The organism is Pseudoalteromonas sp. SG43-4 (assembly GCF_014164325.1).
Taxonomy (GTDB): domain Bacteria; phylum Pseudomonadota; class Gammaproteobacteria; order Enterobacterales; family Alteromonadaceae; genus Pseudoalteromonas; species Pseudoalteromonas distincta.
The window spans coordinates 43,972-57,977 of record NZ_JACJFB010000017.1 but is presented as its reverse complement, the minus strand read 5'-3'; the positions used below and the strand labels follow the sequence as shown (position 1 = coordinate 57,977).

General features: G+C 38.6%; 6 protein-coding genes and 1 pseudogene. 5 read left to right on the top strand and 2 right to left on the bottom strand.

All coding sequences use genetic code 11. The annotated features are described in order from the left end of the window. Nucleotides 1-8 precede the first annotated feature (8 nt). The 4 genes from hemB to mdoH all read left to right on the top strand — a co-directional run bounded on the left by hemB (nt 9) and on the right by mdoH (nt 7,762). Complete coding sequence (gene hemB / locus H5160_RS15725; protein ID WP_024597079.1) at nt 9-1,019, top strand: porphobilinogen synthase; 1,011 nt, start codon at nt 9-11, stop codon at nt 1,017-1,019. Between the two features lie 127 nt (nt 1,020-1,146). Continuing rightward, on the top strand, nt 1,147-3,879 hold the full coding sequence (locus H5160_RS15720) for an ExeM/NucH family extracellular endonuclease (RefSeq protein ID WP_182737932.1): 2,733 nt from the start codon (nt 1,147-1,149) through the stop codon (nt 3,877-3,879). A gap of 330 nt (nt 3,880-4,209) precedes the next feature. Next, nucleotides 4,210-5,829, top strand: a complete 1,620-nt coding sequence (locus H5160_RS15715; RefSeq protein ID WP_182725046.1) for a glucan biosynthesis protein — start codon at nt 4,210-4,212, stop codon at nt 5,827-5,829. Continuing rightward, complete coding sequence (gene mdoH / locus H5160_RS15710) at nt 5,801-7,762, top strand: glucans biosynthesis glucosyltransferase MdoH (RefSeq protein WP_182696413.1); 1,962 nt, start codon at nt 5,801-5,803, stop codon at nt 7,760-7,762. The genes H5160_RS15715 and mdoH overlap by 29 nt, the downstream gene beginning before the upstream one ends. Nucleotides 7,763-8,233: 471 nt before the next feature. Here mdoH and fusA read toward each other — a convergent pair whose 3' ends face one another. Then, entirely contained in the window at nt 8,234-10,318 is a 2,085-nt protein-coding gene (fusA, locus tag H5160_RS15705; protein ID WP_004334977.1) for an elongation factor G, read from the bottom strand. 206 nt (nt 10,319-10,524) lie between these two features. After that, nucleotides 10,525-10,728: pseudogene (locus H5160_RS15700) on the bottom strand (HTH domain-containing protein); the annotation flags it as partial. A 245-nt stretch (nt 10,729-10,973) separates the two neighbouring features. Between H5160_RS15700 and H5160_RS15695 the strand changes: the two are divergent. Beyond that, a complete protein-coding gene (locus H5160_RS15695; protein ID WP_182716482.1) occupies nt 10,974-13,952 on the top strand; it encodes a DUF3857 domain-containing transglutaminase family protein in 2,979 nt (992 codons plus the stop codon). Nucleotides 13,953-14,006: the final 54 nt, after the last annotated feature.

The following is a 14,006-nucleotide window of genomic DNA, read 5'->3' as shown; positions in this document are numbered from 1 at the left end:
ATATTAACATGGCCCAATCAGGATTAGACCTTTTCCCATATACTCGCATGCGCAGAATGCGCCGCAGCGACTTTTCTCGCCGCTTAATGGCTGAAAACCAGCTTAGCGTAAATGATTTAATTTACCCTGTATTTGTACTTGATGGTAAAAATCGCCGCGAGGTAATTGAATCAATGCCTGGTATTGAGCGCCTATCAATTGATTTACTGCTTGTTGAAGCAAAAGAACTCGTTGAACTTGGCGTACCTGCCGTTGCTATTTTTCCAGTAACGCCTGCGGATAAAAAATCATTATTTGCCGAAGAAGCATATAACGATGATGGCTTAGCACAACGCACCGTAAGAGCGTTAAAAGAAGCTTTTCCTGAGTTGGGTGTGATTACTGATGTAGCACTTGACCCTTTCACTACGCATGGCCAAGACGGTATTATTGATGATTCAGGTTATGTTATTAATGATGTCACTACTGAAATTTTAGTTAAACAAGCACTTTCCCATGCAGAAGCTGGTGCTGATGTTGTTGCCCCTTCTGATATGATGGATGGTCGTATTGGCGCTATTCGCGAAGCACTTGAAGCTGATGGGTTTATTCATACTCGAATTATGGCCTACTCAGCTAAATACGCATCTAGCTACTATGGCCCATTTAGAGATGCTGTAGGCTCTGCTGGTAACTTAAAAGGTGCTGATAAAAAAACTTACCAAATGGATCCAGCAAACTCTGATGAAGCAATACGTGAAGTCGCATTAGACTTACAAGAAGGCGCTGATATGGTTATGGTAAAGCCCGGTATGCCTTATTTAGATATTGTACGGCGTGTTAAAGACGAATTTGGTGTACCTACTTTCGCATATCAGGTAAGTGGCGAGTATGCAATGCACAAAGCAGCAATTGATAACGGTTGGTTAAGTGAAGAGGCTACAATAATGGAATCTTTACTTGCATTTAAGCGTGCAGGAGCCGATGGAATATTAACCTACTTTGCTAAGCAAGCCGCAAAATATCTAGCTAAAAAGTAATTTTTTATTAAAAGGCGGTTAAACCGCCTTTTGTTTACATTCATTTACATTTTTGTATTATTTTCGTCATATTTATTCTCTAAACTGGTGTCCCATTTTGGGATTAATACACGGGAATAATAAAAAAATGTTTAAAACAAAAATAACACCACTCGCACTTGTTATAGCAAGTCTCAGTGCACCAGCATCCGCTGATCTAATCATTTCAGAATATATAGAGGGAAGCAGTAATAATAAAGCAATCGAGCTTTATAATAATGCTGATACGGAGCTTTCTCTTGAAGGTTATACTTTAGGACTCTATTCAAATGGTAGCAGTTCGATTGGCAACTCGATTGATTTAACCGGAACATTGGCCGCCAATACCACCTACATTATTTCAAACCCCAGTGCAGCAGCTGCAATACTTGATATTGCAGATGAAACCAGCACAGTAACCTACTATAACGGTGATGATGCCCTTGTTTTAACTAAAGACGGTGTAATTGTTGATAGTTTTGGTCAAGTTGGTGTTGATCCGGGTTCAGAGTGGTCTGAAGGGGGTGTAACTACGGTTAACAAAACGCTGCGAAGAAAAGATAGCATTACCACAGGCCGAACTGACTCGACAGCCATTTTTGATCCTAGCGAAGAATGGGAACAGTTTGATATTGACACCTTTGATGGATTAGGTTCACACACAGGAAACGGCGGTACCGCTCCTGTGCCAGACCCTGAGCCAGAACCACTTGAACCACTAGTTTGTGGTGCAGAAAAAACACTAATAAATGCTATTCAAGGTGACGGCTCTGCTAGCCCACTTGTAGGTACATTAGTAGAACTTGAAGGTGTTGTAAGCGCCGATTTTCAAGGTGATGAACAATTAAAAGGCTTTTTTGTTAACTCACTGGCTGCTGATATAGATGCAAATCCACTTACCTCTGAAGGTGTATTTGTATATTTTGCAGATACTGACGTGAATGTAGGCGACCATGTACGTGTACAAGGTACTGTTGAAGAATATTTTGATGCAACACAAATTGGCAGTGTTAGCCAAGTTGCGGTGTGTGGCACTGGTTTAGCTGCAGCAGCTACAAAAATCACTTTACCTTTAGCTAATACAACTGATTTAGAAGCTTTTGAAGGTATGTTAGTCACATTAGAGCAACCATTAGTAGTGACTAATAACTTTGGTCTTGGTCGATATGGTGAAGTTGAATTAGCAACAGAGCGCTTGTACCAAGGTACTCAGGTTGCGTTACCTGGCGATGCTGCTAATGCAGTTGAAACTGAAAATCTACTTAAAAAGATTTTAATAGATGATGGCTCTACAGTACAAAACTTAGACCCTACAGCTTATCCAACTCCAGGCTTATCGGCAGAAAATACATTACGAACTGGCGATACTGTTAATACTGTTACAGGGGCACTTGCTTATAGCTTCGGTCTTTACCGAATTCACCCAACTTTAGCGCCTTCGTTTATTGCAACAAATGCACGTGAAGATGCGCCTGAACTTAATGCTGAAGCAGATTTACGTGTAGCTAGCTTTAACGTACTTAATTACTTCAATGGTGATGGCCAAGGCGGAGGGTTCCCTACATCTCGAGGTGCAGATACTGAAGCTGAATTTATTCGTCAAGAAGCTAAAATTGTAAGTGCTATTAGCGCTATTGAGGCCGATGTTGTTGGTTTAATGGAAATTGAGAATGATGGCTTTGGCGAATTTAGTGCAATTGCTAGCTTAGTAGATGCATTAAATGATGCAGATAGTGCTAACAACTATGCTTTTGTTGATTTTAACGTAGATCAAATTGGTACCGATGCAATTACTACCGCACTTATCTATCGTGCTAACAAAGTAGAAGAAGTAGGCACTGCAGCCATTACAACTGAGGCTCCATTTGATTTTAGTAACCGTGCTCCAATTGCACAAAGCTTTAAATCAATAGAAACTGATGAAGTATTTACTGTTGCTGTGTCACATCTTAAATCTAAAAGTTGTGGTAGTGCTTCTGGAAATAATGCAGATTTAGGTGATGGCCAAGGCTGTTGGAATGAAATACGCACGCAAGGTGCTAATGCATTCGCAGATTGGCTTGATAGCAAACCAACCGGTGTTGATGACGAAGATACTATTTTAGTCGGCGATATGAATGCTTACGCAATGGAAGATCCAATACGTGCATTTGCTGATAAAGGCTACAAAAATGTAGTTGCTGAAATTGATGGTGATACACTTGGTTATTCTTATAGCTTTTCTGGTCGTGCAGGAAGTTTAGACCATGCAGTAGCTACACAATCATTACTTAGCAAAGTTGTCGCTGCAACAGATTGGCATATCAACGCAGATGAACCTATTTCACTTGATTACAATGTAGAGTTTAAAAGCGAAGGTCAACAATCTAGCTTGTACTCTGAAAGTGCATACCGCGCATCAGACCATGACCCTGTGATTATTGACATTAAATCTGAAATTACTTTAACGCCTGAAGAGCAAACACCTGTAATTGCAGCCGATCAAGTTTTTGCAATCGATGAAAACAGCGCAATTGGCACAATTATCGGCACGCTCGATTTTAGTGATCCAAATGCCGATGAATCACCTGTTGTTAAATTTATTACATCTGATAATGACAGCGTTTCTATTAACGATCAGGGGCAGTTAATTGTTGCTGGAGAGATTGATTACGAATTCGAAAATCGTATTACTTTAACAGTACAAGCTCAAGATAGTGCTGGTAACTTATCAAACATTGAAAAAGTAGCCGTTAAGGTAAATAACTTACGCTCAGATGATGATAATGATGCAGGTTCATTATTATGGTTATCACTTCTTTTAGCACCACTATCAATAGTGCGTCGATTTAAAAAGAAATAATTAAGTAAAATCTAAACATATAAAAAGCCGCTTTTGCGGCTTTTTTATTTTATACAAATGTAATTCAGACAAGCTTCATTAAACTCCCCGTAATATGTTCATACGATTAGTGAGTCTTCTAGTAATTAATCAGTAACAACTACATAATATTGAGTGAATTTTACACAACAAAAACCTCAATGAGTTACGTATATTGGTTTTCCTATTGAAAAATATGAACTTTTATAAGGGTTCACATTTTGCTTTAAGTAAATTAGAAGATACTTACAAAACAAAATCAATATTTACCCTAAACGTAAAAATAAGTCGTGTTTTTATAAAGGAATGAGAATGAAACAACTAACCCAAAACTTGCCTAAATGGCAAAAAAAGTCAGCACCACTACTGGGTCTACTTATTATTTTTTCGACTTGGGGCAATAGCAACCAAGCGATTGCTGCAACTGTTGATGTAGCAATTCCACAAAGTAGCTTATTTGATGTAATTAGCGCTCGCGCTAAAAAGTTAGCAAGCGAAGAATATGTGGCACCTAAAAACATCGAGCTTGAAGCACTAAATAATATTGATTATCAAGACTACCGCTCAATTCGATTTAAAAAAGATAAAGCGGTGTGGAAAGATGAAGGCCTGTACGAGCTGCAATTATTCCACCCTGGTTTTTTATATAAAACACCCGTAACAATAAATACTGTTGATAGCGACTCTAAACGTAGCCGCTTACCTTTCAGCACCGACTTTTACCAATACGATGGCACTGCTGCACCACTACAAGAAGAAATAGCTAAAAGTGTGGCGGGCACTCAACTAGGCCATGCTGGATTTCGCTTACATTACCCATTAAATACTAACGAGTATAAAGACGAAGTAATGGTATTTCAGGGAGCATCGTATTTTAGAGTCGTTGGCCCTCAACAAGTTTATGGCTTATCAGCAAGAGGCCTTGCCATTGATACTGCTGAGAATTCGGGTGAAGAATTTCCAATGTTCAAAGAGTTTTGGTTAGTTAAACCAAAGGCAGAGCAAACACAAATCATCATTTTTGCATTGTTGGATAGTCCATCTATTTCTGGTGCGTACAAATTTAGCGTCGACCCTACAACTAACATGCTAGTTGATGTTGATATGCAGATTTTTGCGCGTAAAGATATTAAAAAACTAGGTGTAGCACCATTAACGAGTATGTTTTATCACGGCGAAAACAGCACCAAATTTTTTGATGACTATCGCCCTGAAGTTCATGACTCGGATGGCCTATTAACTCAATCTGCTGATGACAAGTGGGTATGGCGTCCTCTTAACAACCCATCACAACTCAGCGTTACTTCATTTTCGTACAATAACCCAAAAGGTTTTGGGTTAGCTCAACGAGACCGAGACTTTAATAACTATCTAGACACAGAAGCACATTACCACGACCGCCCTAGCCTATGGATTGAACCACAAGGTGAGTGGGGGAATGGTCGTGTAGAGCTTGTAGAAATACCGACTGATACAGAAACTAACGACAATATCGTAAGTTACTGGGTACCAGAAAAACCAATGAAGGCCGGAGATTCATTAAAATTAAGCTACAAAATGACCACCTTTAATTCAGTTTTAACTCAGCACGAGAAAGCACGTGTACTACGTACAAGAATTGGTAGCGCCGCTTTACCTGGTGAGGACAACCCACCACCAAAAAGCCACCGCCAATTTACTGTTGATTTTACTGGATCAGAAATAAATCAACTGTCTAAACAGTTAAAACTAGATGCCGACATTCAACTTACAACAGGCGAAGTAACCGACGTGAATGTACAAAAACTTCCGGATTCACGTGGATGGCGTGTAGCCTTTAAAATTGCACCACAGGACGATCAACCCGTTGATATGCGTTTATCGTTAAAACTACGTGACAAAGAAATTAGCGAGGTATGGAGCTATGTTTGGTACCCAAATGACATCAAGTAATAAAGGTAGGGGCACTCCAATGCCATTCAAAACACTAAGAGTATGGCTATTTGCCATTGCGGCACTTGGCACATCTGGCTACGGCATATCTATTATGTTTGAGATTTTAAGCTCAAACGGTATGACACTACTTGAGTATGCTCTTTTAATATTATTCTCAATCACATTTGCTTGGATTGTAACGGCCTTTTGTAGTGGCACAATCGGCTTTGTACTACAGTTATTTCGAATTGACCCGCTTACGTTAAAACGTATTAAACCAATTGAGTTCAATAACGAGGCAATTAACGCTCAGAAAACCGCCGTTGTAATGCCTATTTATAACGAAGATACCCACCGTGTTATCGCGGGCTTTGAAGTAAGTCTACAATCGTTAAAAGAAACTGGTCAGCTTGATAATTTTGATTTTTATTTATTAAGCGATACACAAGACCCTCAAATAGTTAAAAACGAGCTAAGTGCATGGCATGCATTGTGCGAACGTTTAGGGGATACAGCAAAGCATGTTTTTTATCGTCGTCGCGAAGATAACAAACACCGCAAAGTAGGTAACCTAACCGACTTTTGTGAGCGCTGGGGAAGTAATTACGACCATATGATTGTGCTTGATGCAGATAGCGTAATGACCGGTAAATGTATGTTAGAACTTACTACAAGCATGCTAAACAACCCACAAGCAGGCCTGATCCAAACGATTCCAATACCTGTTCGTCAAGATACCTTTTTTGGTCGTTTTTTACAGTTTGCGTCAGTGCTATATAGCCCAATGCTCGCTACTGGCTCAGCATTTTGGCAAACAGATAAAGCCAACTACTGGGGTCATAATGCAATCATTAGAGTTGAAGCATTTATAACGTGCTGTGGCTTGCCAACACTCAAAGGTAACGCACCTTTTGGCGGTGAGATTTTAAGTCATGACTTTGTAGAAGCATCACTACTTCATAGTGCAGGTTGGGATGTACTATTACTATCAGATATTGAAGGCAGCTACGAAGAAGTACCAAGTAATATTCTCGATTATGCTGTACGCGATAGACGCTGGGTACAGGGTAATATTCAGCACTTAGGTTTACTATCGTCATCTAAACTAAAATTAATGAGTAAGCTGCACTTTCTATTAGGTGCAACCGCTTATATTTCATCACTAATTTGGCTCTCAATGCTAGCGCTAAGTACTATTGATGCAGTAACGCGCGCATTAAATAGTGATGTGTACTTTAACCGTGTTTATCAATTATTTCCTACATGGCAAATAGCTAAAACCGATCTTATTGATTCACTCTTGTATTTAACTATTGTTATTTTATTAATGCCTAAATTAATGGGCGTAATAGTCACCCTAATACATAGAAACAAACGCTTTGGTGGTTCAATTAAGCTCATACTAGGTTCAATCATTGAAACCGTATTTGCTATTATTGTTGCGCCATTAATGATGGTATTTCATGCTTACTTTGTTCTTTGCGTATTTTTAGGTAAAAAAGTGAAGTGGGATGCACAACCGCGCGAAGGTCGTATGGTTCCGTGGAAAGAAGCGTTTGGTTATACGTTATTCTCTACTATTGTGGCTATAGCATGGGGTAGCACAGCCTACTACTTCACACCTGTATTCTTTTGGTGGCTATCACCTATATTATTAGGCTTAGTATTAGGTGCTCCAATTATCCGTTATACCAGTAGTATCAAACTCGGCGTACAACTAAGAAAGTTAGGTATATTTATTTGCCCTAGTGAAGTTGATAACGACTCAACTCTAGAGGCGCTTAAAGTACATCTAAAAGAGATTTCCGTGCCAGAGGAAGGAACTTACCCACAAACAATTCCGGCACTGCCACAAGAGCATATGGTATCAATGCCTATACAATCTTTTAAAAAGCCACGCAGGCTAAAGATGAAAGCGCTAAAAGCTAAGGCTATAAAAAAGTTTAATTAGCGCGTTATAAAATAAAAACAAAAAAGGAGCAATTAATTGCTCCTTTTTTCTATCTAAATTAAAAAATCATGCGCTGTATTTGCCGCTAATATTTTCTACTTTTTTAGCTAACTTATTACAGTACATTTTAGAAATAACTGATTGCGTTTCATCATCAAGTTGCCAGTTATAAAAATGAAAAACCTTACCATTCTCCAGTTCTACTTTAAAATAGTGAAAAGAAAAAACGAGCTAAATGATACAACAGTAATTTCCTCACTATTGATATAACGCTCTGTGCATAGACGTGTATAACAAATCCCTGCTTTGTAACAATATAAATAAATTGCTCTAGTACCTTTTTATTAATTAAAAATATAGGACTAATTAATAATAAAAAGCAGTTATAAAAAACTATAAAAAATAAAACCAAATTATAGGTAATAAAAAACCCGCAACATGTGCGGGTTTTTTAAAGAGTTAAAGAGCTAATTACTTAGCAGCTTTTTTCTCTTTTTCTGCAGCGATTACTGTGTCAGCTACGTTTTGTGGACATGGTGCGTAGTGTGAGAACTCCATAGAGAACTGACCACGACCAGATGTCATTGTACGTAGTGAACCAATGTAACCGAACATTTCTGATAACGGAACGTCAGCTTTAATGCGAACGCCAGTTAAACCAGCTTCTTGGTCGCTTAGCATACCACGACGACGGTTAAGGTCACCGATTACATCACCAACGTGATCTTCTGGAGTGAACACGTCAACTTTCATGATTGGCTCAAGAAGTTGTGCGCCCGCTTTAGGGATCGATTGGCGGAAAGCACCTTTAGCAGCGATTTCGAACGCGATTGCTGATGAATCCACGGCATGGAAACCACCGTCAAAAAGTTCAACTTCAACGTCTAATACTGGGAAGCCAGCTAGAACACCTTCGCCCATCATTGACTTAAAGCCTTTCTCAACTGCAGGCCAGAATTCTTTAGGTACGTTACCACCAACAACTGATGATTTAAACGTGAAGCCTGAAGCAACTTCGCCAGGCTTGATGCGGTAGTCGATTTTACCGAACTGACCAGAACCACCAGATTGTTTCTTATGCGTGTAGCTATCTTCGATTTCACGAGTGATAGTTTCACGGTAAGCAACCTGTGGTTGACCAACGATAAGGTCTACACCGTAAGTACGCTTAAGGATATCAACTTTGATATCTAAGTGAAGCTCACCCATACCTTTAAGGATAGTTTCGCCTGAATCTTCATCAGTCTCAACTTGGAAAGATGGATCTTCTGCAACCATTTTACCGATAGCAACACCCATTTTCTCATTACCGCCTTTATCTTTAGGCTGTACAGCAATCGAGATTACTGGAGTTGGGAATACCATTGGCTCAAGTGTTACTGGGTGCTTAGGATCACATAGAGTGTGACCAGTTTGCACATTTTTCATGCCTACGATAGCAATGATGTCACCAGCTTGTGCGCTAGTTAATTCGTTACGGTCATCTGCTTGCATCTCAACCATACGGCCAACACGCTCAGTTTTACCAGTAAACGCATTAAGGATAGTGTCACCCTTATTAAGCTTACCTGAGTAGATACGTACGAAAGTTAATGCACCAAAACGGTCATCCATTATCTTAAATGCTAGCGCCTTGAAAGGTTCGTCAGCAGATACGATTGCGAATTCGCCATTTTCGTTACCTTCTTCATCCATAAGAGGTTGAGGATCAACTTCTGTTGGAGCAGGTAAGTAGTCAACAACAGCATCAAGGATTAGTTGCATGCCTTTGTTTTTGAAAGCAGAACCACAGAACGTAGGGAAGAAAGCAAGGTCACGAGTACCTTTACGGATACAACGCTTGATATCTTCGATAGAAGGAACTTCACCTTCCATGTACGCTTCCATAAGGTCATCGTCTTGCTCTACAGCAGTTTCGATAAGCATTTCATGGTATTCATCAGTTTTTTCTACCATGTCTGCAGGAACGTCAGTGATTTCGTAGTTTTCTGGAAGACCAGTGTCATCCCATACGTACGCTTTTTTAGTTAAAACATCTACAACACCAACAAACTCATCTTCGATACCGATTGGTAAAGTCATGATTAGTGGAGTTGCGCCAAGTACTTTACGTACTTGCTCAGTTACACGGTAAAAATCAGCACCCATACGGTCTAATTTATTTACAAAGATAATACGTGCAACTTCTGATTCGTTAGCATAGCGCCAGTTAGTTTCTGATTGTGGTTCAACACCACCAGAACCACAGAATACACCAACACCGCCATCTAATACTTTAAGTGAACGGTATACTTCAACTGTGAAGTCAACGTGTCCAGGAGTATCGATAACGTTAAAACGGTGATCTTTCCAGAAACAGCTTACAGCCGCAGACTGGATAGTAATACCGCGCTCAGCTTCTTGTTCCATGAAGTCAGTAGTAGATTCACCATCATGAACCTCACCTGTTTTATGGATTTGACCAGTAAGCTTTAGGATACGCTCAGTAGTCGTGGTTTTACCCGCATCAACGTGCGCGAAAATACCAATGTTTCTGTACTTCGATAAATCTGCCATTAATTTTACTCTTAATAAAGTCGATAAATTATTCGGCAGGAGTATAACATCACTTAATGCGAACATCACCATACAAGCCGCTTAAAATGCAATCAATTCAACATATTTTTTTTATCGTCAGAATCTATTAAATATCAAACATAACAAAAAAAACGCAAGACATTGAAATTAATAGCGTTTAATACTTAAGTTTCAGATACACCAAGTTACTTCGCTATTTTATAGCAACGTTCAGGACGGCCAATACTGCCATAACTTTGATCCGCTGTTAACTTACCTGATTCAAGCAAATACTCTAAGTAACGGCGTGCTGTAGAGCGACTCACACCGACCAAATCGCCCATTTGCTGAGCAGTAAATGCAGTGGTTGCGTGCTTTATAAAAGCATAGTGTATTTTGCAAAGTAAAATGTGTGCCGAGCAATAAGACAAACAGCAAAGGCATTTTTAGAGATAATTAAATACCTTTATGCTTTCATTGTATTTATAACCCATGCCTATAAATAATAAGCTAAATTGAGCTGAACTTATTCATTATCATAATTATAAATATAAATATGTCGATGGATTCTATTAACATCTCATTGTCAAAAAAGCCTAAATTTGGTACATTATTCCTTCAATAGTATTTATAAAAACAACTATAAGACCCCACAATGAAATGGAACTTCCTTCGACTCAGCTCTTGGCTAATTGCACTTACCTTATTAATTTTCTCTCATAATATTTTTGCGCAGCAATATAAAATAGATAAACCAGCTAATTGGGTTAATACACATATTATTGAGCAACCCAAACATTCCGACATAACCAAGGTACGTGACGGCACACTTTATTTGTTACTCGATAACCAATCCTATATACCGAGCAGACAAAAACAGCAACGCTATACGCGTTTGGTTATGAAAGCTTTAAATCAAAGTGGTGTTGATTATATAAGCCAGCTTAGTCTTGATTTTGATCCAAGTTACGAGTCGCTAACACTAAATAGCTTAACGATTATCAGAAATAATGAGCACATTGATAAGCTTGATAGCGCGAGAATGACGGTTATACAGAGTGAATCTGAATTAGCTGAGCGTATTTATAATGGTAGCTTATCACTCAATATTATTATTGATGATATGCGCAGTGGCGACATACTCGATTACAGCTACACAGTGACAGGCAGCAACCCTATATATGCTAATAAGTTTAGTACAAGACGCACGCTGAACTGGTCGGTACCCGTAGTGCAACAAAATATGCGTGTACTTTGGGGTAAACAAACACCTCTACATATAAATACAATAAACGGCACAGCAGATATTCAAGAAACGCTTAATAAATATGGCAAAGATTATTCTATAACTCTTTTTGAAGAACCTTTACTGGAGCAGAATTCTCAAACCCCAACGTGGTACGACCCATATACACAAGTTTACTTTTCTGAGTTTGACGATTGGGGTCAGGTAGTTAACTGGGCATATCCGCTTTATCAATCAGCCATAGAAACCCCAAGCAGCATTTTGGATATAGCTAAAAAAATAAAAGCAAAACACACAAAAACATCAGATAAAATTGCAGCAGCACTGCGCTTTAGCCAAGACGAAGTTCGATATTTAGGGCTTGAAATGGGCACTAACTCGCATCAACCAACGTCAGCTTCAGAAACGCTTTCGCTACGATACGGCGATTGCAAAGATAAAACAGTACTGCTTATCTCGTTATTAAAAGCGATGGATATAGAAGCCTTCCCTGCGCTAGTTGATACAGAGGAAACCAAACGTTTAAAAGAACTTCCACCTTCTGCAAGTGTATTTAATCACGTTATTGTTACGCTTAAACAAAACGGAAAACGCTACTGGCTCGATCCTACGGTTAGCTACCAGCGAGGTACTCTCGAATATTTAGCACAGCCTGATTATGGCTATGCCCTAATTATTGATAAAGGTGAAAGCGCTTTAACTTCAATGGCGCAAAAACCTGTACATACAAATGTATCTGTAGAGGATAACTTTTTTATTGCTGAAAAAGTATCTGAGTCATCACGTTTTGAAACCCAGTACACTTATGCTGAATTTGAAGCAATTAACCGAAGAAACAATATAGCCAGCAGTGGTCTAAATAGCGTTGCTAAATCTTACTTCGAGTATTACCAAGGTTTTTTAAATGGCTTATCAATCAATGAAGCAATGGCAATTAGTGAGCAAGAAAAAACGGGGAATCTAATAACCAAAGAATCGTATTTAATTAGTGAATTTTGGGAAAAAACAGACGAAGGCTACGAAGCTAGTTTTTATGCGAGTGAAATACAAAATAGCGTTTACGAACCAAAGCAGGTAAATCGTACCGACCCACTTTACTTTGACTACCCCAATATAATTAACACCACAATAAAACTACATTTTGCAGAAAAAGGTTGGGGATTTGATAGCGATCAAGAAGAAATTGACAACGACTACTTCAATCTAAAAACAACTACTGAATTTAATGATAATGTTTTAACACTGAGCTATAACTATTACGCAAAACAAGATCATATTAAAGCGGATCAAATAGATGATTATTTAGCACAGCGTAAAAAGTTAATATCAGCAACCCATTACCCTATTCTAAAATATGCAAAGGCGAGCGAAACGCCTCAAACAACAGCTGATGTGCTAGATAGCTTTGGTTATAGCTGGCTTAAATATGTGTTGGCTGGCTATATTTTAGTGCTCATATTCTTCTTCGCCGATTGGCGATTAGAGTCAGCAAAAAAAGTTAAATTTGAAGATAGTCCATTTTATGCTGTATCTGTAAGTAAGTTTATTATTTACAGTATTTTAAGTTTAGGCATATTTGTTAACTACTGGAGTTATCGTAACTTTAAGGCCATTAAAGAGCGCGATAACTCAAGTATTATGCCTATTGCTCGAGGTATATTTGCATTTTTATGGTATTACCCTTTGTATCTCGCACTTGCACAGCACAGCCAACAACAGTTAAACAAAAATAGAGTAATGCCTAACTGGACTGCCTTAACACTCTGGCTAATGGTACTTGCCAGCGCCTTTGCTTATCGTATGGACGAATACGCAACCATAGTGATTTGTATAATGCCATTTTTATGGTTGCCCCTAGTTAGTTACATTGAGCAAACCGATATAAGTAAAGAAGCCCTACATTACAACTCATACTGGCGAATTAGACAGTATTTAATCTCGCTTGCGTTTGCACCTCTATTATTTCTAGGCGTACTTCAAGAAGTAAATATTTTACCCAATGCTGCAATTATAAAAGGCGATAGTTTATGGCCTTACCAAGTACACTTTTTAAAACGTAATCGCCTAACACCTGAAAACGAAGAAATACTTTATTTTTATAGCGATGCAGTATTTGATTACCGAGAAGACGGTAACGGAATAACCGAGAACTATGTTTTTAGTTACTACAAAAACGATGACGGTAAGCTTGAATCAGATCTTAGTCACTTTAAAGACATAGAAAAAATAGAAACCACATACGGTAAAACCAAACTTGATAACACAAGCATTAAAGTAATAAAAACTGACGGTAGTGATTTCTTGCTCATTGTAGGGCGTCTAAACAAGCAGGATAAAGTACTAGTGGAGCAGATTAATTTACGTATAACAGCAAATAAAGTGCGTTAGTGGCTTAAAATATCCAGTTAAGTACGAATATTTTTAGCCATAAATTAAAGGCTG

Coding starts and splice junctions, on each gene's coding strand:
- H5160_RS15695 (WP_182716482.1), top strand. CDS start 10,974: ATGAAATGGAACTTCCTTCGACTCAGCTCTTGGCTAATTGCACTTACC.
- fusA (WP_004334977.1), bottom strand. CDS start 10,318: ATGGCAGATTTATCGAAGTACAGAAACATTGGTATTTTCGCGCACGTT.
- mdoH (WP_182696413.1), top strand. CDS start 5,801: ATGTTTGGTACCCAAATGACATCAAGTAATAAAGGTAGGGGCACTCCA.
- hemB (WP_024597079.1), top strand. CDS start 9: ATGGCCCAATCAGGATTAGACCTTTTCCCATATACTCGCATGCGCAGA.
- H5160_RS15720 (WP_182737932.1), top strand. CDS start 1,147: ATGTTTAAAACAAAAATAACACCACTCGCACTTGTTATAGCAAGTCTC.
- H5160_RS15715 (WP_182725046.1), top strand. CDS start 4,210: ATGAAACAACTAACCCAAAACTTGCCTAAATGGCAAAAAAAGTCAGCA.